The sequence below is a fragment of the Flavobacterium sp. genome (assembly GCF_027484205.1).
In the GTDB taxonomy this organism is placed as follows: domain Bacteria; phylum Bacteroidota; class Bacteroidia; order Flavobacteriales; family Flavobacteriaceae; genus Flavobacterium.
The window spans coordinates 187,894-210,885 of the sequence record NZ_JAIXUB010000024.1 but is presented as its reverse complement, the minus strand read 5'-3'; the positions used below and the strand labels follow the sequence as shown (position 1 = coordinate 210,885).

The window sequence follows — 22,992 nt, the reverse complement described above, 5'->3', positions numbered from 1 at the left end:
TTTGTTTAATTAAATGTTTGTAATGTGCTAAAATAATACAAATTAGCATAAAAAAGTAACGTTTGATAAAAATTTTTGTTCTTCAAAAAATTAAAATATTGAATTTTAAAAACTCATCCTTACAAAAACATTAGGAGTAATTCCTAAAGAATAATAATTTCTGACATCATATCTTGGTGTGTTAAAATCACCGAAATCAGAAAATTTTCGTTCGAATTCTTTACTAATTATAGTTCTGTTATTATAGCAATTGTATATTGAAAATCCGACTTTAAAATTTTTATCCTTTTTATTTAAAAACTGATAGAATCCTGAAATATCAAAACGATGATAAGCAGCAAGTGTTCTTGAATTTAAAGCAATTGCCTCTTCATTTTCATCCAACAAACTGTATGGTTTTCCTGTATGTAAAAACCATCCCACAGCAAGCGAATAATGTTGCCATTTTTTATTGAACGATAAACTTAAAGCATGTTTTACATTAGAATTAATTTGGAAATAATTATGATTATTAATGGTTTCAAAACGGTTTTGAGAATCTTGAAAAGTATAAGTCATCCATGTACTCCAAGTTTTGCCAGTTTTTTGAAGCAAAAAATCCAAACCATTTGTAAAACCATTGCCTTTGTATATAGTCGTTACGTTTTGATTAGAAAAACCAAAAGTTGAAGAAGTAATTCCATCAATTTGTTTGTGATATATATCCAAATCTAACAACCAATCATTCTTCTTATAAATGATTCCTGAATTAAAATGATTTGCCTTTTGTATAGGATAATTTGATTTATCGGACAACGCCCAAACGTAATTTTCTAAACTCAAATCATTAATGGTATTTTCACGAATTTGACTTAAAATTTGGCTTCTTTTTTCATATGAAATTTGCCAAATAAACTCTTTTGAAAATCGTCTTTGAACTAAAACTCTTGGTTCAAGAATAGAACCATTTTCTCTGAAATTACTATATCTAAAACCTGAATTTATCATCCATTTTTTATTATCAAATTTTAAATAAGAATAACCCACATGATTAATATTGTAAGCTTGCTTTAAACTCAAAACCACACCAATATCTTGATTAAATGAATTGAATAAATGTGAAACATCATTTCCAAATAATTGATATCCAAAATCTAAATTAAATTTTGAATTCATTAAATAATTAAAATTTGCTTCAAAACCTGAATCTGTAATTCGGTTGATTTTTTTATACGCCTCAAATTCTGATGTTGAAAATTGTTCTTTTCGTTCATAATCAAAATCATAATTAGAATAAAAAAACAATACTTTTTGATTGAATTTTGATGAATATTTTTGATTCCAATTGATACTAAAACCATAATTCGAAATATTCATTTGCTGGTTTTCAGTAGAATTATTGTGCGTTTTATTAGAATATTTTAAATCATTATCAATATAAATTCCTGATAGAGAAATTGTTGAATTTTCACTGGGTTTAAAATTCAGTTTAGTAGAAAAATCTTGAAATTGAAATTTATTTTGATTACCAAAATCATTGAAAATAGTGTTTTGAAAAACTTTATCTTCAAGCTGATTGAAGGTTGCTGATTGCAGCCATTCGGTAAAAGATTTTCTTGCTGCAATTTGAATTCCTAATTTATTTTTTACAATAGGAGCTTTTATATCAACATCAACATTTAAAGCATTAATTCCTGCATTTCCTTGAAAATCGTCAGTAATTTTATCAGAAGATTTTATATCGATTATACTCGAAATTCGCTCTCCAAATTTAGGATTTACTGCTTTATTATAAAAATTTACTGACTGTGAAATTGATGGATTAATACCTGAAATCATCCCAAATAAATGTCCAGGATGATACAATCGGATTCCATCCCAAAGCACTAAATTTTGATCGGAAGTTCCACCTCGAACATGCAAACCGCTTGCCGTTTCATTAGGACTTTTTACACCTGGAAGTTGTTGCAATGCTAATAAAACATCGGCATCAGTTACGCCAGGAAGTGTTTCTACTTTTTGTGGATAAATAGTAAATTTTTCACTTGTTTTATTTATTCCTTGAGCCAGAAAACCTTCAATTAAAACCTCTTCAATATAAGTAGTTTTAATAGTTTTTTCTTCCTCATTTTTTACTAAAGAATAAAAACGATTGTCAATTTTTATAATTTTTAGTTGGGTTTGATTTTCAATTTCAGAACTTATTTCTTCTAAAGAATATTTCCTCTTGAACAAGGATACTTGCTTGTTTTTTAAAATTTCATCAACATAAGAAAACTTGACACTGAATTTTTTTTCAATGTCAAGTAGTACTTTTTCTAATTCGGTTGAAGAATAGTAAAATTGATACCTCTCCATTTTTTGTGCCCACGAACTTTGAAGAAAAAGAAAAATGAATAAAAACGAAATTAATTGTTTCATTCCATTAAAATAATATTTCCTTCATTAATTTTATATTTCAAATTTAATGGAACACATATTGTTTTTAAAGCAGTTTCTATATTTTTATTTGAAAAATTTCCTGTAAATTTAATTTCTTTTATATTTTTAGGATAAGATACTTTGGTATTAAATTGCATTTCAAATTTATCTAAAACATAATGAATTGGTACATTTTTAAAAGCCGATTCACCATCAATCCAAAGTGGTTTTTCAGCATTACTTTGAGCCCAATTTTCAAATGTTTTTTCATAAATTCTAACGCTTTCACCTTTTGTTAGAATAACTGTTTTAGCACTGTTTTCAACTTTTACTTTGCCTTCAAAACAAACCACTTCAAAATAATCATTGAAACTTGTTACGTTAAATTTTGTTCCTAAAACGGTTACATTTCCTAATTTAGTTTCAACGGTAAACTTACTTCCTTTTTGAACTTCAAAGAAGGCTTCACCATCTAATTTTAGTGTTCTATTCCAATTAAAAAAATTGGGATAAGATAATTCAGATTTTGAATTTAATGTAACTCTTGAATTGTCTTTTAAAGTCACAACTTGTGTTAAACCATAATCAGTTGTTGTAGTATTTGAAAAATAAAAAACTTGATACAAACCAAAAAATAAGAGTAAACTAGCCGCAACTGCAACGTATTTCCAAAGATTAAAAACTTTTGGTTGAGGAGTTTTTGGTTTTTTTGCTTCAATTTTCTTTTGAATTTTAGCATAATTTAGTTCCAAATCAGCATCAGAAATTGTGTAATTACCAAGTGCATTCTTCAACTTTTGGTAAGCTAAAAAATCCTCATTGGAAACCAATTGCTTCAACTGATTATCTGAAATTTTATCAGCTAACCAATCGGAAAGAAATGTATCGTTTTTATTTTCCATTTTGTAATTTTTTAAAAAATATTCTGATTAAATATTTTTCATTACTTTTCTTAGAGTTACTAACGCTAAGTGCATTCTTTTTTCTACTGCTTTGACCGACAATCCTAATAAAGAAGCAATTTCTGTATAAGATTGATTTTCAAATCTATTCATTAAAAAAACTTCTCTTTGTTTTTCAGGCAATTGATTTATTGCACTTTCAAGTTGTTTTCTTAATTCGTTTTCTTCTAATAAAAATTCTGGTGATTCAGAATTCAATTCACTTTTATTGGACTTTAGTTCAAAATTTGAAACTACTTTTTCATGCTTAATTTGATTGAGTGATAAACGTGTTGCTGTTGTGAATAAAAAACTTTTTGCTTGTTCAGGTTTTAGAACTTTACAATTTTCCCAAAGAATTACAAAAGCATTTTGAGCAACATCTTCTGCCCTATCAGCATCTTTATATTTATATATCAAATAATTTCTGATTAGTTTAAAATTCAATTGAAAAATCGATTTAAAAACAGCATCACTGCATAAACAAGAAGTAGAATCTTTATTAGATATGTCCATATTCTTTTTAAAATCATCACCGCATACTTCTTTTTCAAAATATGCGGCAATGAAGTTTAAGTTAACCCAACTATATTAATTACAAAGATCTGATACTACAGCATTCAATCCTTCTTGACTTTCTATGGTAAACATCATTGATGATGTAGCATGGTGAATAACTATAGGATAGTTAACTACTGCTCCAGTTGGACTATTTAGATAATCTAATAATTCACTATCACTACTAACGCTATAAACTGCTCCTTGATATTGCACTTGAATTGGATATTGTACTGTAAAACATGTTCCAAGTCCATCAAAACCACTAACACTTGAAGAACCACAATCTACATAATCTGCTGGTGTATATCCTGCACATTCAGCTATACATGCATTTGGGAATTGCATAGTTTCTCCAGTTGGTGTTGCAACGCAAACTGGCGCATATTCATCTGAACAAGTACAAAAACTTGATACACAATTGTTATCCATTTCAAACAATTCGTAAAGGTTATTTATTTCTACAGATTCACCGTTATAAATCACATTAAAAGGAAATGCTAATTCAACAATAATATTTTCGTCATTGATAATAGAATCGAACAATTCTGATTCATTGTTAACAGTAATTGTGGTACCGTTTTGATTGATATATGATAATGGATATGTATATTCATAACACATTCCTGATGTTACATAATTATCAAAAGTTTCCATACCGCAACTTGAAATTAATTCCTCAAAATCTGCTTCATTACTAATTGTTATTGGAGTTGCAGAATCTGCTGTAGCTAAAGTTACTTGAAATGGAAAAGCAATTCCTTCAATATATAAACTAGGAGTTTCATTAGATAATAAATCAATGATTCCATCAAATGAAGAAACTGAAACGGTTGTACCATTGTTATAAGCCAAATCCAATGGATAAACGAATTCAAAACATAAAGCGGTTGAATCTACCACAATAGTATCGTTGATACTTCTACCTGAAATATTATTAGATTTTTTTAGTTCGTTTAAAACTGATCTTAAAGAGAAACTCTTTTCAGTTACAACTTCATTTTCAATTGAATCGCCATCTGTACAAGAATACAATGTTGCTAAAGAAATAGCTGCGAAAAGAAATAATACTTTTAACTTTTTCATAATTAATAAAATTTAATGTTTAAAGCTAAGACAACTCAAAAATCAATCACCCTACTTTTTATTTAAAATTTTTATTTTTTCAATACTTCAGCTATTTTCATGGCACATTTTTCTCCATCGATTGCTGCTGAAATTATTCCACCAGCATATCCTGCTCCTTCGCCACATGGATATAATCCTTTTATTTGTAGATGTTCTAATGTTTCGTTGTCTCTTGGAATTCTAACAGGTGATGAAGTCCTACTTTCTGGTGCATGAAGAATGGCGTCATTAGTTAAATAACCACGCATTGTTTTACCAAATTCCTTAAATCCTTCTCTCATAATTTGAGATAAAAATCCTGGGAAAACTTGTCCCATTTCTACAGAGGTTGTGCCTGGAACATAAGACGTTTTTGGAATTGAATTCGAAATTTTATTTTGAGTGAAATCGACCATTCGTTGCGCAGGAACTTTTTGAGTTGAACCTGCTAAATGCCATGCTTTTTGTTCGATTGATTTTTGAAATTCCATTCCGGCAAGAGCTCCAAATTTTGCAAATGGTTTAAAATCTTCTAATTTTAATTCTACAACTATTCCTGAATTTGCAGTGGCTTGATCTCTCTTTGATGGTGACCAACCATTAGTAACTACTTCACCTGGACTTGTAGCACATGGAGCAATTACTCCGCCAGGACACATACAAAATGAATACATTCCTCGTCCATTAACTTGCTTTACAATAGAATAAGGTGATGGAGGTAAAAATTCACCACGAAAATCGCAAGAATATTGAATTTTATCAATCAATTCCTGCGGATGTTCTGCACGAACGCCTAATGCGAAAGGTTTAGCTTCAATAAAAATTTTCTTTTTGTCTAATAATTCAAAAATATCTCTAGCCGAATGTCCCGTAGCAAGAATTACTTTGTTAGTAGAAATTGTATCGCCATTTTGAGTTACAATTCCTTGAATTTCATTACTTTTTACTATAAAATCAATTACACGAGTTTCAAACAAAACTTGTCCACCACATTCAATAATTTTCTCACGAATATCTTGAATAATTTGAGGTAATTTATTGGTTCCAATATGTGGATGCGCTTCAACTAAAATATCATCTGAAGCTCCAAAACCTACTAATAACCTTAGAATTCTGTCAACATCACCACGTTTTTTTGAACGCGTGTATAATTTTCCGTCAGAATACGTTCCTGCGCCACCTTCACCAAAACAATAATTAGAATCTTCGTTTACAATGTGATCAACGTTGATGGCTTTCAAGTCTCTTCTACGACCACGTACATCTTTTCCTCTTTCAATTACTATTGGCTTCAATCCTAATTCTATTAATTGTAAAGCTGCAAAAAGTCCAGCTGGACCAGCGCCAACAATTATAACTTCTTGTGAATTAGAAACATTATTATATTTTGGTAGTTCAATTTTTTGTTCTACAAAATCTTCACCTGTAAAAAAAACGGTAGCTTTTATATTAAATTTTATAGCTTTTTGACGTGCATCAATTGAACGTTTTAAAACAATGACCTTTTGAATTTCTTTCACAGAAGTATTCAATATTCTTGCAACATGTTCGTTGATTAATATTTCATTATGAGCAACTTCAGGTGAGACTTGGGTTTGAATTTCGCGAGGCATAAAAGTAATTTTTGACAAAAATAGTAATTTGAAAATTGTTATTGTAATTTTGCAGGAGAACAACAATTTATATGTCAAGAAAAATAAAACTCATTTGGGATTTTCGTGGAGAAGTTGCAGCAAAAACAGCTGAACATCATGAAATTCATTTGAAAGAATATATAGCAATAGAAAAATTTCCTATTAATATAACGGGATTTGAAATAATAAACGAAATGTATGCTATAGCATTTATGGTTGTTACTGACGAAAATATGATTCAAGTTCGCGATGCCTTAAAGCCTCATCGTGGTGAGCTTTATGTTTAATCAACATCCATTCTATAATCGCTAAATATGTAAGTGTCATTTTTTTCTCCTGATAATTGAATACTTTTAAATTCAACTACTTGAGGATTCTTCACTTCATAGTTATAAATATCTGTGTTTTTACTATTATTTGACAATTCATAAAACTTTCCATCTTTTGTCCACCACTTACCTTTTTCAGTTAAGGTTTCAATTTCACAATCTTGTTTAGCAGTAAACATAATTACATAGGTTCCATTTTTAAACCTTTCTTGAATCCAATGTTTTTCAACTCCTTTGGTTTCCTTATCAGCTTCAAATCCTTTCCAAATTCCAACTAATTTTGAATCATATTGTTTGTCTCCGCTAGTGAAACTAAAAACTGAAAATGATAAGATCATTAAGACTATCGGAATTATAAAAAATGTTTTTTTCATAGAATTTCTTTTTTAAACGACTTAATTAGCTACTTCGCTAATAAATTTTATTCTCATCAATCGTAATTCTTCAATATCGTAATCGCCGTCGAATTCTTTGAGTGCATCTTCAATTCTATCGGTTTCTGATTCCATGAAATAATCGTGAATTTCCTCTTGCTGATCTTCGTCTAGTATTTCATCAATCCAATATTTAATGTTCAGTTTTGTACCAGCATAAACAATTTGCTCCATTTCTTTAAGCAAATCGTCCATTTTCATTCCTTTTGCTGAAGCGATATCATCTAAAGAAAGTTTTCTATCAATGTTTTGAATGATATATAATTTGTTAGCAGAATTAGCACCTGTTGATTTTACAACTAAATCATCTGGACGAATAATGTCGTTATCTTCAACATATCTATTGATTAATTCTACAAATTCTTTACCATATTTCTTTGCTTTTCCTTCACCAACACCATGAATATTAATCAATTCATCCATAGTAATTGGATATTTCAAAGCCATATCTTCTAAAGATGGATCTTGAAAAACCACAAATGGTGGAACACCAAGTTTTTTTGCCACTTTTTTACGCAAATCACGTAACATTGCCATTAATGCTTCGTCTGCTGTTCCTGAAGATTTTGCTGCAGTTACAATAGCATCGTCTTCAGCTTCATTATATTCATGGTCTTCAGACATCATGAACGATGTTGGATTCTTAATATAGTCGTGACCTTTATCTGAAACTTTTAAAATTCCATAAGTTTCAATATCTTTTGTAAGCATGCCATCTACTAAAACTTGACGAATTAACGCCATCCAGTAGCGTTCCTCTTGATCTTTACCGCAACCAAAAAAAGATTGAGTATCAGTTCTGTGAGCTTTAATGGTTGCATTTACTCTTCCTATTAAGGTAAAAACTATTTCTTTAGATTTATATAAATGTTTGGTATCTCGAACAACTTCCAATAGTTTTTTTACATTGTCTTTTGCCTCAACTTTTACTTTTGGATTTCGAACATTATCATCCATATCTGCTCCTTCTCCATTTTCACTATCAAACTCTTCACCAAAATAATGTAATAAAAATTTGCGACGAGACATTGATGTTTCTGCATAAGCAACTACTTCTTGCAAAAGTGCAAAACCAATTTCTTGTTCGGCAACAGGTTTTCCTGACATGAATTTTTCTAACTTTTCAACATCTTTATAGGAATAGTAAGCCAAGCAATGTCCTTCTCCACCATCGCGACCTGCACGACCGGTTTCTTGATAATAACTTTCTAATGATTTTGGGATATCGTGATGAATAACAAAACGCACATCTGGTTTATCAATTCCCATTCCGAAGGCAATTGTTGCCACAACAACTTCAACATCTTCCATAAGAAACATGTCTTGATGTTTTGCTCGTGTTTTTGCATCTAAACCGGCATGATAAGGAACTGCACTGATTCCGTTTACTTGTAGAACTTGAGCAATTTCTTCTACTTTTTTACGACTCAAACAATAAATAATTCCAGACTTTCCTTTATTCTGTTTAATAAAACGAATAATATCTGACTCTATATTTTTAGTTTTAGTTCGTACTTCATAAAATAAATTAGGACGATTAAATGAAGCTTTATAAGTAGTTGCGTCAGACATATCTAAATTTTTTAGAATATCTTCTTGCACTTTTGGTGTTGCTGTAGCCGTTAGTCCAATTACAGGAACATCACCTAATTGTTTAATAATATTTTTTAAATTTCTATATTCAGGTCTAAAATCGTGTCCCCATTCTGAGATACAATGCGCTTCATCAATAGCAACAAAAGATATTTTTACTGATTGAAGAAACTCAACATATTCCTCTTTTGTTAATGATTCTGGAGCTACATATAATAATTTAGTTATACCTGAGGTAATATCTTTTTTTACTTGATTTATTTCGGTTTTTGTTAAGGACGAGTTTAAAACGTGTGCAATCCCATCTTCTGATGAAACACTTCTTATAGCATCAACTTGGTTTTTCATTAATGCAATCAATGGAGAAACAACAATTGCTGTTCCTTCTTGAATAAGTGATGGCAACTGATAGCACAATGATTTTCCGCCACCAGTAGGCATAATCACAAAAGTATTTTCTTTTGCCAAAATACTTTTTATAACCTTTTCTTGTAAACCTTTGAAATGGTTAAAACCAAAATATTTTTTTAATTCTTTGTGGATGTCAATTTCGTTTGAATTCATTCTTACTTAATAGTATTTTTACATAAATTTGCAACCATAAATATACAACTTTCTTTTATTCATACAAATTTTATAACAAATCTATTTTGGTAACTAAAGAAAATATCATTCAATCGGCTAAAAAATCATTGATTTCTCAAAGCCAATCTATAGCAAAACTAACTGATTTTATTGACAATAGCTTTGTTGCATCTGTAGAATTAATTTATAATTGTAAAGGAAGATTAATTGTTACAGGAATTGGAAAAAGTGCCATTATTGCGCAAAAAATTGTTGCAACAATGAATTCAACAGGAACTCCATCAATGTTTTTACACGCATCTGAAGCCATTCATGGTGATTTAGGTATGATTCAAAATGGTGACGTAATCATTTGTATTTCTAAAAGTGGTAATAGTCCTGAAATAAAAGTTTTGGTTCCGCTTTTAAAGAGATTTGGAAATAAATTAATAGGAATAACAGGAAATACAACTTCATTTTTAGGAAAAGAATCTGATATTACGCTAAACACTTATGTAGAAAGTGAAGCTTGTCCAAATAATTTAGCCCCAACAAACAGCACTACTGCACAATTAGTTATAGGCGATGCTTTAGCGGTTTGCTTGATGGAAATGAGAGACTTTAAAGCAGAAGATTTTGCTATTTATCATCCTGGTGGCGCTTTAGGTAAAAAATTATTGTTGAGAGTTCAAGATATGTTAGACACCACGAGAAAACCATTTGTAAATCCAGATTCAAGTATTAAAAATGTAATTGTTGAAATTTCAGAAAAACGACTTGGAGTTGCTGCTGTCATAGAAAATGATAAAGTAATAGGAATTATAACTGATGGCGACATAAGAAGAATGCTAAACAAGACTGAAACCATTACAGGACTAACTGCAAAAGATATTATGACTGTCAATCCAAAAACCATAAAATCATCTGATATGGTTGCTGATGCCTTAAATATATTAGAAGATTTTTCGATTACGCAACTGGTTGTAGTTGACAATAATGAATATAAAGGTGTAATCCATTTACATGACATTTTAAAAGAAGGAATAGTATAATGGCAGAAAAGAATATTAAAGAAATGTCATTTCTAGACCATCTTGAAGAGTTAAGATGGGTTTTAGTAAGAAGTTCAGTAGCTATCGTAATAATGGCTAGTATTACTTACTTCTTTGCTGATTTTATTTTTGAAGAAGTTATTTTTGGTCCAACAAAAACAAATTTCATCACCTACCGTTTTTTTTGTGACGCATCTCATTATTTAGGATTTGCAGACAGTATTTGTATTACTGAACTGAATTTTATTATTCAGAATACAGAAATGGAAGGACAAGTAAATATTTTTGTTTGGACTTGTATAACAGCAGGTTTTATACTTGCGTTTCCTTATATATTATTTCAATTGTGGAAATTTATAAGTCCTGCATTGTATGATAATGAGAAAAAACATGCTAAACTATTTATTTTCATAGCCTCAATATTGTTTTTTATAGGTGTTCTTTTTGGATATTTTGTAATTGTACCAATGTCTGTCAATTTCTTAGCTTCTTTCTCAATTAGTAAAATTGTTCAAAATCAATTCAATATTGACTCTTATGTAAGTATGGTAAAAACTGCTGTAATTGCAAGTGGCTTATTTTTTGAACTCCCAATAATTATCTATTTCCTAACTAAATTAGGATTAGTAACACCAACTTTTTTAAGAACTTATAGAAAATACGCCATTGTAATAGTTTTAATCGTTGCAGCAATTATAACTCCTCCAGATGTTATAAGTCAGATAACCGTTGCCATTCCGATGTTAATTATATATGAGGCAAGTATTTTTATATCAGCAATAGTAGTAAAAAACAAATTAAAAAATGAGCAATCAAGTTAAAGAATTCAATGATTATCGTGCTAAGATGAATGAAAAATTATTAGCTGATAATAATTTAGTCATCAAAAGAATTTTCAATTTAGATACTAATGCCTATGCAGAAGGTGCTTTGGATGTAAAAACCAAAGAGCTTTTAGGATTAGTTGCTTCAGCAGTACTTCGATGTGATGATTGTATAAAATATCATTTAGAAACTTCATTTAAGGAAGGAATTTCTAAAGAAGAGATGATGGAAGCTATGGGAATTGCAACTCTTGTAGGTGGAACTATTGTGATTCCTCATTTACGTAGAGCTTACGAATTTTGGGAAGCATTGGAAGAAAATGCTCTGTAATTAGTTTTTAGTTGGCAAATTAAATCTTTCCAAATAAATTATTGTTAATTATTAAGTAGATAAAAGTGTTTATTTGTTTATTTGTAGATGTTTTATTAGAAACCGTTTACTTTTAAACTCATAAACTTCTAAACTCATAAACTAAAATATGAAATTAAGAGCCGAAAATTTAGTTAAAACCTACAAAGGCAGAAGTGTCGTTAAAGGAATTTCTGTTGAAGTAAATCAAGGAGAAATTGTAGGGTTACTTGGTCCAAATGGAGCAGGGAAAACTACTTCTTTCTACATGATTGTTGGATTAGTAAAACCAAATGCTGGAAATATATTTTTAGATGATTTGAATATTACTGATTATCCAATGTACAAGCGTGCTCAACATGGAATTGGATATTTAGCTCAAGAAGCTTCTGTATTTAGAAAATTGAGTATTGAAGATAATATTTTGAGTGTTTTACAATTGACAAACCATACCAGAGAAGAGCAAATTGCTAAAATGGAAAGTTTGATAGCTGAATTTAGTTTAGAACACATTAGAACCAATCGTGGTGATTTACTCTCTGGAGGTGAACGAAGAAGAACAGAAATTGCAAGAGCTTTAGCAACAGATCCAAAGTTTATTCTGTTAGATGAACCTTTTGCTGGAGTTGACCCAGTTGCGGTTGAAGATATTCAAAGAATTGTAGCTCAGTTGAAAAATAAAAATATTGGAATTTTAATTACTGACCATAATGTCCAAGAAACTTTAGCCATTACAGACAAAACATACTTAATGTTTGAAGGAGGAATTCTAAAAGCTGGAAAACCTGTAGAATTAGTTGAAGATGAAATGGTTAGAAGAGTTTATCTTGGTCAGAACTTCGAATTACGTAAAACAAAAATTGATTTTAATGCTCCAAAAGTTGATTTAGACATTTAATAAAATGAATAATCCAACAAAAGAAACGTTAGAAAAATGGCATAAAAATCCAAAAAATTGGAAGTACGGAGAATTCTATTACAACAAAGATGACAAACGTATTTTCCCTCCAAAAAGAATAAAATGGATGGGTTGGACTATCAATTTTGCAAATACTAAATCTGTATTAGTTTTTTTGATTGTATTGATTTTAATAATTATACTGATTTATAATTCTTAACCAACTAATTAATAGTCAAGTACTCTAACATCTTTGGTGTTCCGTTGTAGATATTCAAATCAACTCGTTCGTTGATTCCTTTTAAAGTAGCTTTTTCTGTAAATTGCCAAAAAGTCCAATCGTCCTGAATATTTTCTACAAAAAAATTATAATTGGCAATCCAAAACGTGTATCCTTTAAATTCTTCTTTCAAAAAATCTTCATAATAACGTTCACCGGTATAAATAATTGGTTTTACTTTATAATGTGCGTCAACTTTTTTTAACCAACGTTTCAAACCAATTTTCAAACTATCAATAGATTGTTCTTCTGGCAATTGTTCAATATCTAAAACTGGAGGTAAATCGCCTTTTCTCAACTTAACAGTTTTGATAAAATTCTCAGCTTGTTCTATTGAATTTTCATTAGGACGATAATAATGATAAGCACAACGAATAAAATGATGTTGCTTTGCACTTTTCCAATTTGTATCGAATTGAGAATCTTCTTTATCATTTCCGGCTGTAGCTCGAATGAGCACAAATTTTAGAGGAAATTTATTTTCAACAGAATCTATTTGTTCCCAATCAATTGTTCCTTGATATTGAGAAACATCAAAACCAACGGTCAAATCTTTGTACTTATTTAAAATCTGAAAAATTCTTGCTTGAGCAACTTTGTCTTCCTTTAGAACTTTATCACTTTTAAAACTAAAATAATATAAAATAGCATTTCGATAATGATATATTCCAAAAGAAAACAATAAGATTATAATAGAAATGACAACAAATTTTGTAGAAAAAAAAGATGCCTTTTTCTTGGTTGCTTTTTTACGAATTGGTGCTTTTCTTGTGGTAGTTTTTGCCATAAAAGTGTTAATCTTACAACTTTAATAACTACTTTTTAGCCAACATATTATTTACAACAGACAATAAAACGTAAGAAATAATAATTATAGGAACAGCAAGAAATTGCAAAGTCGCAATCATAATGACTGAAGTCGCTAAAAATCCTATTTGAAGTTTATATTTAGCAAAGCTAAAATTCTTAATTTTTAAAGAAAATAATGGAATTTCAGCATTCATAACATAAGCACTAACAATACAAATAGCAACTAAAATCCACTTAATAGTAACCATTTGTGCCATAGTAGGAAAAGAAAAATCTTTAATTATTATTGGTAAACTCATAATAAACAAAGTATTTGCTGGAGTAGGCAACCCAATAAAAGAATCGGTTTGACGCGAATCTATATTGAAATTTGCCAAACGATAACAAGCGCCAAGAGTTATAATAAATCCAACAAACGGCAATAAAAAAACTTCAGAAGAATTGTAAGGATTGAGTGTTGCAATCCTAATTTGAAATTCAATACTATAAAGTAAAGAATACATCATTGCACCAGGAACAAAACCACTTGTAACCATATCTGCCAATGAATCTAATTGAACTCCAAGTGGTCCAGCTACACCAAATTTTCGGGCAAAGAAACCATCAAAAAAATCAAAGAATATACCTAACGAAACAAAGAAAAAAGCCCATTCAATTTTAAAATTAAAAATACAAACAACGGCAATACAACCACAAAATAAATTTAGCAATGTTAGTATATTTGGAATGTGTTTTTTGATATTCATTTTATAATTTTTTCTAATTACAAATGTAATACAATAAGTTTATACAAATGTACGTTTGTAAATAGAGTTTTTATTTGAGATATTATTATGATTTGTAAAACACAATTGCTCAATAAAAATTTCTATTTTTGAAAAAAATTTGCTTTGAAAAAAATACTTTGTTTAATCTTCTTTTTAGGAAATCTTTTTGCTTACAGTCAAGCAGTTAGAAAGTATTCTAATGAATTTATGAATATTGGTGTTGATGCTGCTGCATTAGGAATGTCAAATGCTGTAGTAGCAAATACAACCGATGTAAACTCTGGTTATTGGAATCCTGCTGGTTTGGTTCATCTCGAAGATGGTCAAGCTTCATTGATGCATGCAAGTTATTTTGCCAATATTGCCCAATATGATTATTTGGCTTACGCAAAACCAATTGACGACAGAAGCGCATGGGGAATTTCTCTAATACGTTTTGGTGTTGATGATATTTTAAATACTACACAACTTATTGACAGTGAAGGAAATATTGATTACAATAGGATTAGTCTGTTTTCAACAGCAGATTATGGATTGACACTTTCTTATGCAAAAAGACTTCAAGTTCCTGGTTTTCAATATGGTGTAAATGCCAAAGTTATTCGTCGTGTCATTGGTGAATTTGCTAATTCATGGGGTTTTGGGTTTGATGTAGGTTTTCAATTTGAAAGAAATAATTGGAAGTACGGATTGATGCTTCGCGATATTACAACTACCTATAATATTTGGAATATTGATGAAGACCAATACAATAAAATTAAAGATGCCATTCCTGGAGAAAATCAAGACTTACCTGAAAGCACAGAAATTACTTTACCTAAAGCACAATTTGGAATGTCAAAATTATTTGAATTTCATAACGAGACTTCGCTTTTAGCTGCGGCAAATTTGAATATGCAATTTGCACGAACTAACGATATTATTTCAACTGATTTTGTAAGTATTGATCCTGCTATTGGTTTTGAATATGGTTATACTGATTTGGTTTTTCTTCGTCTTGGTGTTGGAAATTTTCAAAATGTAACTCAAATTGATGATTCTAAAAAAATTGGTTTTCAACCTAATATTGGACTTGGATTCAAGTACAAAGGAATTCAAGTTGATTATGCTTTAACTGATTTAGGAGATCAAAGTGCCGCTTTATATTCTAATATTTTTTCTGTAAAAGTAGATTTGGGTATTTTTAGATAATTATTTTATGATTAAAAAATTACTTTTAGCTTTATTTTTATTCCTTCAATTTTTTGCTTTTTCGCAATACAAACCTCTTTCAGAAAAGGCAACAGTGAGTGTTTTTACTTGTGGTAGAGGAAATGAATTGTATTCTACTTTTGGGCATACAGCTATTAGAATCAAAGATTCAGAAAATTTTCTTGATGTAGTTTACAACTATGGCGCATTTGATTTTAGAACTGAAAATTTCTATTTAAAATTTGTAAAAGGAGATTTGCAATATTTCATCAACGCTACTTCTTATGAAGATTTTGTTTTTGAATATCAAATGGATCAAAGAGAAGTTGTAGAACAAACTTTAAATTTATCTCTTGAAAAAAAACAACAATTATTTGAATTATTAACGAATTCATTATCATCTGAAGAAAGTCATTATACTTATAAATTTATCGACAGAAATTGTACAACAAAAGTACTTGACAAAATCAATGAATCAATAGGGAAACCATTTCTACAAAAAGTTGACGATAAAACAATAACGTACAGAGAATTATTTTATCCTTATTTTGACAATTATTTTTGGTATAAACTAGGAATAAATATCATTTTTGGTGCTAAAACTGATGCAAAAGCTGAAAAATTGTTTCTTCCTGTAGAATTAATGAATAGTCTAGACAAAGCTATTGTAGGTGGAAAACCATTAGTTACCAAAAAAGAAATTTTAGTAAAAGGAAGTAATAAGTTAGAAAGTGAATTTTCTTTTTTAAATAGTATTTATTTCATTGCCTTACTCCTATTTATAATTGTAATCCTTCGCAAACTATTTGTATATTTTTCTTATTTGTTTGTATTAGGATTATTAGGTGTTTTCTTCTGTTTTGTTGGGCTGTATTCTTTTCATGAGGAACTTTTATGGAATTATAATGCCTTATTATTTAATCCATTATTTGTTATATTACCTTTTTTGAGAGGAAAATGGTTTAAAAACTTTTGTATTACTTCTTTTGTAATGCTCTTAATTTATAGTGTAATTATGATTGGTAAACCTCATTTACCATTAATGATTCCGTTTATTTTAGCAAATGGTTTTATTTTATTTAGGTTTTTGAAACAATACAATAAAGTTCAAAATGAAAATCTTTAACACTGATTGATTCTTTTATTTACTCAGCGCAGTGAAAGTAAAAAAAGATTACTTCAATCAATTAGATTTTAAAGGGATTTAAGGAACTTCGTTTGAAAAGAAATACAAGAACTTCGTGAGCGAAAAATCGCTATCTATTCGTTTTCAGATAAAAAAACTATTGACCGCGATAAAATAAAACGGTACTGAAGGTTTTGATAATAATATTTATATCTAGAAAAATACTTCTATGTTTTATGTAATATAAATCATATTGCAATTTCACTAAGCTATCTTCAATAGAATCGCCATAGGCATAGTTAACTTGTGCCCAACCTGTTAATCCTGGTTTTACGACATGACGTGTTTCATAGAAAGGCATAACTTCAGCTATTTCGTTCACAAAAATTGGTCGCTCAGGTCTTGGTCCAATAATTGCCATATCGCCTTTTAATATGTTGAAAAATTGCGGAAATTCATCCAATCTAGTTTTACGCATAAATTTACCAAAAGAAGTAATTCTTGCATCATTTTGAGTGGTAAAAACTGCTCCATTTACTTCGGCGTTTTTAACCATTGTTCTGTATTTATATATTTTAAAAATTTCACCATTTTTTCCCACACGCTCTTGAGTGTAAAAAAGAGAACCTCTGTTACCGATTAAATTCCCTAATAATATTATTGGCAAAAATAAAAGTCCAAATGTAAGTCCAACTAATGAAAATAGTATTTCAGCAAGACGAGTTCCTAAAAGATATAGGTGATTTTGATTGCTTCTACTAAAAGGAAAATATCTGTAGAAATCTCGAGAAACATATTGTACTGGAATTCGTTGTGTTATTGCTTCATAAACCTGAGTATATTCTCTGATAATAAATCCGTTTTCAAGTAAATGAATTAATTGGTTATATAAACTCACCGTAATTCCTTCTGTTTTTTGAGAAGCAATTACTAATTCGGAAATAGAATTGTTACGAACATAATGCTCAAGTTCGTCAGGTTTAATATTCTTAATTTTATTGAGTTTTACTTTAAAAGAATTATCCCCATCAGAATTTACATAGCCTATTATTCTATAATGTGGATCGGCATTTTCAAGACCTTCAACTAACTCTTGAAGTTGTTCTTTATCGCAAACTAATATGGCATTTTTCACAAATCTATGAGAAGCAAGAAACTTAACGTAGAATATTCTCCACAGCAAAAGTGAAAATAAAATAGCAACAAAAAATATAATTATTTGCAACCTATTTGAAGGCAAAACTGGTGTGTAAATTGGGGTTAAAAGATATACTAAAACCGTAACTGATGTAGTTAAAATAATACTCTTAATAACCTGAAACTGACTGCTTGCTACTTGAAGATTATACATTTCAAAAACAGAACCAAAAACATTGATGTACAAACCTAGAACAATTGCCCAATAAAAATTAGTTGCAGAAAATGTGAAATACTTAAAATCAAAAATAGAGCTAATTATATATAATGAAAGTAATACAAAAAGTACATCAAAAACCTTCAGAAGAATTTTTCTTTCTGAAACCTCAAAATGTATTTTTTTATTAGAATTCATGATTTTTATTTCAAATTTAGCGCAAGTTAATAAAAAATATAGCTATAAGTAAGATGTTATTTTAATATTTCAAACCAACTTGATTTTACTTTATTCCAATCAAACTCTTCAACAATTAATCGGGCTTTTTTTACTATTTCTTTTGTATTCTCACGATTTTCAACTAGTTTTTGAATTGCTTTTACCATTCCTTCAACATCATTATCATTTACCAAAAAAGCATTTTTATCATTTTCTAAAAGAAAAGGAATGCCGCCAACATTAGTTGAAACAATTGGTAACCCTAAAGCCATGGCCTCAATAACACTTACTGGAGCATTATCAAAATGAGTTGTATTTATAAAAATAGTATAGTCTTTTGACTTTTCAATCCATTCTTCTTTTGAAAGTTTTCCTGTAAACTGCACTTCAACACCTAAGTTCTTTGCATACAACTTACAATCATTTACTAAATCTTCTTTATCAGGACCAACCATACAAAGTTCTGCCATTGGATAATATTTTTTCAATTCAGATAAAACTTTAATCGCCATTTTAGGATTATAGATTTTTGAAAAAGAACGAACCCATAAAAGTTTAGGAATTGAAAATTTTTTTTCAACAAAAGAATAATTTTTAATTTCAATTGTATTTGGGATGTAGATTAAATTATCATTATATTTTAATTTAAAAGCATGTAGCAAATAATTTGAAGGCGCTGTAATTTTGTATGCGTTTTTAAAAATCAAATCACAAAAATAAGGTGATTTTAATAATCGATTTGGTAAATCACCACCATGAAGTTTTGCTATATATTTTAGATTTAAAATTCGACACAACTGACTGACAGCAAATGCAAACCAAAAATTTTGAGTACTATAGGTATCAATTAAAACATAATCAACTTTTTTAGAATATTTTACAGTTGAAAATATCATATCTAAAAATCGAAATATTTTATTTTTTTTTGAAGATGCATAATACATTTCATATCCTTCTTCTTCAAAAAAACTACCTAAAGTTTCAATAGAAGTTGCTGTATTTCCATGAATTGATAATTTATTCCCTATGTAGAGCAACTTCTTCATCTTGCTTGAATTGAATTTTTAGAAGTGATAATGCGTATATAAATGACGGTGAAGCCGTTCGCATTGCAGCGTGATTAATTGTTAAAAGCCAAAAAATAAGAAAACAAAACAAATAAATATTTTGTTTATTGTCCAAATACAAAAATATTGGAGTTGAAAAAAGAATTAACAAAATTAATGCTCCTAAAGAGCCGTGTTCACAAAGTAATCTTGTAATTTCATTATGAGAAGCAACAACTTCACCTGTTTGCTCAAGTCTTAATTCAGTTCCTTTTGCAACACCAATTCCAAAAAAAGGATTATCTAAAAAAGCATTTATTTCACTTGCTGCAATCTCTTCACGACCTGTAAAATTACTTCCTTTTACTCTACCCAAAGCATCTTTATTTTGATAACGTTTCGAAATTAACCCATCTGTTTTACTTTCTGTATAAAACCAAATTCCTAACATTAATAATCCTGTTAAAACTATCATATAATTTAGTTTAACTTTTCCTTTGTATTTAGAATTTATATAAACAAAATACAAAAGAATAATTAACATTAAAAAACCCGTAATAACACCACCACGAGAAAATGTAATTAATCCTCTATAGGTCATTAAAACCGCGATAATTAAATTTGTAGCAAAAAGTAATTTTGTTCTTGATATTAACATAACTCTTGCAAAGAAAATAAACATTCCAAGTCCGAGAGCTGTAGAAACCTGATTAGGTCCAAAACCACCTGAAGTTTCAGCATTTGATCCTGTTCCTGTCAAAACAGTTTTTATATCGCTTGGTGTGTATAATATTAAATAAATGGTACAAGCAATTATGGGCAAACCCATTACAAGAAGAATATTATTAATTTCTCCTATTGAAATTTTTCTGTTATAACAGTACAGCGAAGCAAATCCTAGACATAAAGGTCCAGAAATATTAAACATAATTGTTTTTCTAATATCAACTGTAGTGAGATTCAATGTATAGGTAGCAATTATAACTCCTGGAATTAATAATATTAAATAAATCCAATATGGTACAGCATTTTTAGAGAATCCGCTGTAAAACATTCCCATAGATAGAAAGAGCATTACTCCATATTTTGAAAACTCATGACTTATATTACCATTTGTCATTCTAAGAAAAACTTCACTACCTACAATATATGCTGCAGCATACAAAACTTCGTTATTTCTATTCCTAGTTTTTATAATAAAATATAAACTGACAAATAAAATAGAAAAACCATATAACTTTGAAAAGCCAGGAATAGAATACACCAACACACCAATTAATGCATGAAGTAATATTAAAAAAAGATAATTTTTGTCTTTAAATTCCATTATTTTTCTTGTAACCAATATGAAAATTTATCTAAAACAGCTTGTTCAGAATTATTTTCCATTATTGTTTGATGCAATGAATTTCCTAGTTCGATTTGTAATGATTTATTATCAATCAAATTTATTAATGATTTATAAAACAAATTTGCATCATATTTTGGAACAATAAAACCATTCAACCCATTTTTTATAATCAATGGAATTTCACCAACTTCAGTACAAACAACTGGTTTTTTATTTAAACCATATTCTAACAATGCAACGGGCAAACCTTCAGACTGAGAAGTTAATATTGCAATATCCGATTGATTTATAATATTTTGAGAATCATTTTTTGATCCATATACAAAAACATTTTCCTCTAAATCATTATCAATTATTGCTTTTTTAACTTTGCTAGAATAATCATCATTAAAATCTTTACCAACCAGATGAAAAGTCCAATCAAAATGTGACTTTTTTAATAACGAAGCTACTTCAATCAATAAAAAATGATTTTTTTGAAATCTTAAATTTGCCAAACACAATATACGTTTTCCTTCATTTCCAAATAACATTGTGCTTTTATTTGGCTCACTTTCGAGTTTGGTAAAATTAGGCAAATAAATTACTTTTTTGCAGTTTAATTCTTTAATAGCCCAATTTTTAAGCTGATAATTAACAACTATAATTCCTTCAAAAAAGTAAGAGGCAACTTTTAAAACAAATGATTTTCTTGCAGTTATAAATTCACTCAAACCGTTATGATCGTGCCAAATAATTTTAATTCGGAATAAAATTAACTTCAACAAAAAAGCAGTAAAAAAAGAACTACTATGCGCTTGAACATAGTGAACTTTATTTTCAACACAATATTTTTTTAATCTTAAAATGGCAGAAAAGTCAATAAGTTTTGTCTTTTTTAGAAATAGATAATTTACATTTTCAGCAATTGAACTTTTTAGTTCGCCTTCTTTTCTTGTAGCCACAATTCCTGAAAATTCATATTTGTCAGCCAATGCATTAGCATAATTTATAGCCATTTTTTCAGCACCGCCAATATCTAATGAATCTATAATTTGGATAATTCTCATTTATGCTAACAATTTCTTTATTTCGTCTTCAAATTTATCAATTGTAAAGTTACGAGACCAATTTATTGCTGCTTTTATTTTTGAATTATATAATTCTTGATTCGAAAGTAATTCTTCGATTTGACATACATCAGAATTAATCTCTTCAATCAATAAAATACCTCTATTCCCATTGTCTAACATATTTGGAACACAAGAAACTTTTGTCGCAATTGGTAAACAGCCAAAAAACATTGCTTCTGCAACCACTTTTGGCCAACCTTCACTTTTTGATGGAAGAATTAAAAAATGACTGTCTTGATATATTTTTTTCATTGTTTCTTTATCAGCAGTTCCTTTTAAAGAGACAAAACCATTCAAACTGTTGTTATTAATATATTCTTGCAAAACATTATTTTCACTTCCATTACCATAAATTGAAAGTTGTACATTCTTTCCTTTTAACTTTAATTGCTCTATGAGTTTTATAGCATACAAAGGTTGTTTGCCTTTAACGAGTGTTCCAACAAAGAGAAAATTTATAGTTTCCGAAAAATCCTTTGGCTTTAAAATTTCCTTCTCGCTTTCACGATACGTAGCTGTAAAAAAAGGTTTTATATTTTTAGTTTGGTTATTCCATTCGCCATAAACCAAAACACTCATTTTTTTGGTTAAGAAAGTATTACTTAAAATCGATTTTTGAATTCGATAACTCAAAGGTTGTTTTGATTCAGCATCCCAATTTCCGGCATATTTAGCAGTTTTTGTTTTACTTGGGAAAAAAATCTGAGCAAAACTTCCTAGCAAACCCATATTTCCTGGACATCGCAAATGAAGATGATTTGAAGATGACATCGCTTTCAAAATTCTAAAAAAGATTATTGGCACTACAATAATGGTTTTTAGAATCGCTTTGAAACTCGTCAATGAAAAATCTGGAACTTCAATAAACTGTATATTGTCATGATTATAACTTTGATGAATTGGAGTTATTGGGTATTTTTTTAAAGGTGCTACGATGATAACTTTATCTACATTTTTCAACCAAATATTCATCTCATGAACATAAGGTGCATATCCAAAATAATTATTTTCTGAATAGCAATGTGGAACATGTGTGATGATGCAAAATGTCAT

Annotated in this window: 22 protein-coding genes; 8 read left to right on the top strand and 14 right to left on the bottom strand. The window is 29.1% G+C overall.

All coding sequences use genetic code 11. The features are described from left to right. Nucleotides 1-105: 105 nt before the first annotated feature. The 5 genes from Q0049_RS11920 to Q0049_RS11900 all read right to left on the bottom strand — a co-directional run bounded on the left by Q0049_RS11920 (nucleotide 106) and on the right by Q0049_RS11900 (nucleotide 6,619). A complete protein-coding gene (locus tag Q0049_RS11920) occupies nucleotides 106-2,337 on the bottom strand; it encodes a TonB-dependent receptor (protein ID WP_298120001.1) in 2,232 nt (743 codons plus the stop codon). A 59-nt stretch (nucleotides 2,338-2,396) separates the two neighbouring features. Next, nucleotides 2,397-3,302 (bottom strand): FecR family protein, encoded by a 906-nt coding sequence (locus Q0049_RS11915; protein ID WP_298119998.1) that lies wholly within the window; start codon nucleotides 3,300-3,302, stop codon nucleotides 2,397-2,399. Nucleotides 3,303-3,329: 27 nt separating this feature from the next. Then, the gene (locus Q0049_RS11910) at nucleotides 3,330-3,857 is read right to left on the bottom strand and encodes a sigma-70 family RNA polymerase sigma factor (protein WP_298119995.1); all 528 of its coding nucleotides are present in this window, start codon (nucleotides 3,855-3,857) and stop codon (nucleotides 3,330-3,332) included. Between the two features lie 75 nt (nucleotides 3,858-3,932). Continuing rightward, nucleotides 3,933-4,985 (bottom strand): hypothetical protein, encoded by a 1,053-nt coding sequence (locus Q0049_RS11905; RefSeq protein ID WP_298119992.1) that lies wholly within the window; start codon nucleotides 4,983-4,985, stop codon nucleotides 3,933-3,935. 71 nt (nucleotides 4,986-5,056) lie between these two features. Then, nucleotides 5,057-6,619: an NAD(P)/FAD-dependent oxidoreductase gene (locus tag Q0049_RS11900; protein ID WP_298119989.1), complete on the bottom strand. Its 1,563-nt coding sequence runs from the start codon at nucleotides 6,617-6,619 to the stop codon at nucleotides 5,057-5,059. Nucleotides 6,620-6,690: 71 nt separating this feature from the next. Between Q0049_RS11900 and Q0049_RS11895 the strand changes: the two genes are divergently transcribed. Beyond that, nucleotides 6,691-6,927, top strand: coding sequence for a hypothetical protein (locus Q0049_RS11895; protein ID WP_298119987.1), 237 nt, complete (start codon nucleotides 6,691-6,693; stop codon nucleotides 6,925-6,927). Here the strand turns inward: Q0049_RS11895 and Q0049_RS11890 are convergent. Beyond that, nucleotides 6,924-7,343 (bottom strand): hypothetical protein, encoded by a 420-nt coding sequence (locus Q0049_RS11890; protein ID WP_298119986.1) that lies wholly within the window; start codon nucleotides 7,341-7,343, stop codon nucleotides 6,924-6,926. The genes Q0049_RS11895 and Q0049_RS11890 overlap by 4 nt on opposite strands. Nucleotides 7,344-7,364: 21 nt before the next feature. Beyond that, a complete protein-coding gene (gene recQ / locus Q0049_RS11885; RefSeq protein ID WP_298119985.1) occupies nucleotides 7,365-9,560 on the bottom strand; it encodes a DNA helicase RecQ in 2,196 nt (731 codons plus the stop codon). Nucleotides 9,561-9,646: 86 nt separating this feature from the next. Here recQ and Q0049_RS11880 point away from each other — a divergent pair, with 86 nt between their 5' ends. The 5 genes from Q0049_RS11880 (at nucleotide 9,647) to Q0049_RS11860 (ending at nucleotide 12,903) form a co-directional block, all read left to right on the top strand. Then, complete coding sequence (locus Q0049_RS11880) at nucleotides 9,647-10,612, top strand: KpsF/GutQ family sugar-phosphate isomerase (RefSeq protein ID WP_298119983.1); 966 nt, start codon at nucleotides 9,647-9,649, stop codon at nucleotides 10,610-10,612. After that, complete coding sequence (gene tatC / locus Q0049_RS11875; RefSeq protein WP_298119980.1) at nucleotides 10,612-11,433, top strand: twin-arginine translocase subunit TatC; 822 nt, start codon at nucleotides 10,612-10,614, stop codon at nucleotides 11,431-11,433. The genes Q0049_RS11880 and tatC overlap by 1 nt, the downstream gene beginning before the upstream one ends. Beyond that, a complete protein-coding gene (locus tag Q0049_RS11870) occupies nucleotides 11,417-11,767 on the top strand; it encodes a carboxymuconolactone decarboxylase family protein (protein ID WP_298119978.1) in 351 nt (116 codons plus the stop codon). Before tatC ends, Q0049_RS11870 begins: the two co-directional genes overlap by 17 nt. Nucleotides 11,768-11,915: 148 nt before the next feature. After that, complete coding sequence (lptB, locus tag Q0049_RS11865; protein ID WP_298119974.1) at nucleotides 11,916-12,683, top strand: LPS export ABC transporter ATP-binding protein; 768 nt, start codon at nucleotides 11,916-11,918, stop codon at nucleotides 12,681-12,683. A gap of 4 nt (nucleotides 12,684-12,687) precedes the next feature. Then, nucleotides 12,688-12,903, top strand: coding sequence for a DUF5808 domain-containing protein (locus tag Q0049_RS11860; RefSeq protein WP_298119972.1), 216 nt, complete (start codon nucleotides 12,688-12,690; stop codon nucleotides 12,901-12,903). 4 nt (nucleotides 12,904-12,907) lie between these two features. Here the strand turns inward: Q0049_RS11860 and Q0049_RS11855 are convergent, their stop codons facing one another. Both Q0049_RS11855 and Q0049_RS11850 read right to left on the bottom strand, forming a co-directional pair. After that, a complete protein-coding gene (locus Q0049_RS11855; RefSeq protein ID WP_298119970.1) occupies nucleotides 12,908-13,750 on the bottom strand; it encodes a GH25 family lysozyme in 843 nt (280 codons plus the stop codon). Between the two features lie 28 nt (nucleotides 13,751-13,778). Next, a complete protein-coding gene (locus Q0049_RS11850; protein ID WP_298119967.1) occupies nucleotides 13,779-14,519 on the bottom strand; it encodes a CDP-alcohol phosphatidyltransferase family protein in 741 nt (246 codons plus the stop codon). A 228-nt stretch (nucleotides 14,520-14,747) separates the two neighbouring features. Between Q0049_RS11850 and Q0049_RS11845 the strand changes: the two genes are divergently transcribed. Then, a complete protein-coding gene (locus Q0049_RS11845) occupies nucleotides 14,748-15,731 on the top strand; it encodes a PorV/PorQ family protein (RefSeq protein ID WP_367178990.1) in 984 nt (327 codons plus the stop codon). A gap of 7 nt (nucleotides 15,732-15,738) precedes the next feature. Further along, entirely contained in the window at nucleotides 15,739-16,857 is a 1,119-nt protein-coding gene (locus Q0049_RS11840) for a DUF4105 domain-containing protein (protein ID WP_298119962.1), read from the top strand. A 157-nt stretch (nucleotides 16,858-17,014) separates the two neighbouring features. On the opposite strand, the gene Q0049_RS11835 is transcribed toward Q0049_RS11840, so the two are convergent. The 5 genes from Q0049_RS11835 to Q0049_RS11815 are packed head-to-tail and all read right to left on the bottom strand — an operon-like array spanning nucleotide 17,015 to nucleotide 22,992. After that, nucleotides 17,015-18,409 carry a sugar transferase gene (locus Q0049_RS11835; RefSeq protein WP_298119960.1) on the bottom strand — a complete coding sequence of 465 codons (1,395 nt, stop codon included), beginning with the start codon at nucleotides 18,407-18,409 and terminating at the stop codon, nucleotides 17,015-17,017. Nucleotides 18,410-18,465: 56 nt separating this feature from the next. After that, nucleotides 18,466-19,476, bottom strand: a complete 1,011-nt coding sequence (locus tag Q0049_RS11830) for a glycosyltransferase family 4 protein (protein ID WP_298119957.1) — start codon at nucleotides 19,474-19,476, stop codon at nucleotides 18,466-18,468. Then, nucleotides 19,448-20,803 carry an O-antigen ligase gene (locus Q0049_RS11825; RefSeq protein WP_298119954.1) on the bottom strand — a complete coding sequence of 452 codons (1,356 nt, stop codon included), beginning with the start codon at nucleotides 20,801-20,803 and terminating at the stop codon, nucleotides 19,448-19,450. Before Q0049_RS11825 ends, Q0049_RS11830 begins: the two co-directional genes overlap by 29 nt. After that, the gene (locus Q0049_RS11820; protein ID WP_298119951.1) at nucleotides 20,803-21,876 is read right to left on the bottom strand and encodes a glycosyltransferase; all 1,074 of its coding nucleotides are present in this window, start codon (nucleotides 21,874-21,876) and stop codon (nucleotides 20,803-20,805) included. Before Q0049_RS11820 ends, Q0049_RS11825 begins: the two co-directional genes overlap by 1 nt. After that, the gene (locus Q0049_RS11815) at nucleotides 21,877-22,992 is read right to left on the bottom strand and encodes a glycosyltransferase (protein WP_298119948.1); all 1,116 of its coding nucleotides are present in this window, start codon (nucleotides 22,990-22,992) and stop codon (nucleotides 21,877-21,879) included.

What these genes read in the sequence shown, in the direction of transcription:
- Q0049_RS11920 (WP_298120001.1), bottom strand. Translation starts at nt 2,337, where the DNA reads ATGGAGAGGTATCAATTTTACTATTCTTCAACCGAATTAGAAAAAGTA.
- Q0049_RS11915 (WP_298119998.1), bottom strand. Translation starts at nt 3,302, where the DNA reads ATGGAAAATAAAAACGATACATTTCTTTCCGATTGGTTAGCTGATAAA.
- Q0049_RS11910 (WP_298119995.1), bottom strand. Translation starts at nt 3,857, where the DNA reads ATGGACATATCTAATAAAGATTCTACTTCTTGTTTATGCAGTGATGCT.
- Q0049_RS11905 (WP_298119992.1), bottom strand. Translation starts at nt 4,985, where the DNA reads ATGAAAAAGTTAAAAGTATTATTTCTTTTCGCAGCTATTTCTTTAGCA.
- Q0049_RS11900 (WP_298119989.1), bottom strand. Translation starts at nt 6,619, where the DNA reads ATGCCTCGCGAAATTCAAACCCAAGTCTCACCTGAAGTTGCTCATAAT.
- Q0049_RS11895 (WP_298119987.1), top strand. Translation starts at nt 6,691, where the DNA reads ATGTCAAGAAAAATAAAACTCATTTGGGATTTTCGTGGAGAAGTTGCA.
- Q0049_RS11890 (WP_298119986.1), bottom strand. Translation starts at nt 7,343, where the DNA reads ATGAAAAAAACATTTTTTATAATTCCGATAGTCTTAATGATCTTATCA.
- recQ (WP_298119985.1), bottom strand. Translation starts at nt 9,560, where the DNA reads ATGAATTCAAACGAAATTGACATCCACAAAGAATTAAAAAAATATTTT.
- tatC (WP_298119980.1), top strand. Translation starts at nt 10,612, where the DNA reads ATGGCAGAAAAGAATATTAAAGAAATGTCATTTCTAGACCATCTTGAA.
- Q0049_RS11870 (WP_298119978.1), top strand. Translation starts at nt 11,417, where the DNA reads ATGAGCAATCAAGTTAAAGAATTCAATGATTATCGTGCTAAGATGAAT.
- lptB (WP_298119974.1), top strand. Translation starts at nt 11,916, where the DNA reads ATGAAATTAAGAGCCGAAAATTTAGTTAAAACCTACAAAGGCAGAAGT.
- Q0049_RS11860 (WP_298119972.1), top strand. Translation starts at nt 12,688, where the DNA reads ATGAATAATCCAACAAAAGAAACGTTAGAAAAATGGCATAAAAATCCA.
- Q0049_RS11855 (WP_298119970.1), bottom strand. Translation starts at nt 13,750, where the DNA reads ATGGCAAAAACTACCACAAGAAAAGCACCAATTCGTAAAAAAGCAACC.
- Q0049_RS11850 (WP_298119967.1), bottom strand. Translation starts at nt 14,519, where the DNA reads ATGAATATCAAAAAACACATTCCAAATATACTAACATTGCTAAATTTA.
- Q0049_RS11845 (WP_367178990.1), top strand. Translation starts at nt 14,748, where the DNA reads ATGAATATTGGTGTTGATGCTGCTGCATTAGGAATGTCAAATGCTGTA.
- Q0049_RS11840 (WP_298119962.1), top strand. Translation starts at nt 15,739, where the DNA reads ATGATTAAAAAATTACTTTTAGCTTTATTTTTATTCCTTCAATTTTTT.
- Q0049_RS11835 (WP_298119960.1), bottom strand. Translation starts at nt 18,409, where the DNA reads ATGAATTCTAATAAAAAAATACATTTTGAGGTTTCAGAAAGAAAAATT.
- Q0049_RS11830 (WP_298119957.1), bottom strand. Translation starts at nt 19,476, where the DNA reads ATGAAGAAGTTGCTCTACATAGGGAATAAATTATCAATTCATGGAAAT.
- Q0049_RS11825 (WP_298119954.1), bottom strand. Translation starts at nt 20,803, where the DNA reads ATGGAATTTAAAGACAAAAATTATCTTTTTTTAATATTACTTCATGCA.
- Q0049_RS11820 (WP_298119951.1), bottom strand. Translation starts at nt 21,876, where the DNA reads ATGAGAATTATCCAAATTATAGATTCATTAGATATTGGCGGTGCTGAA.
- Q0049_RS11815 (WP_298119948.1), bottom strand. Translation starts at nt 22,992, where the DNA reads ATGACATTTTGCATCATCACACATGTTCCACATTGCTATTCAGAAAAT.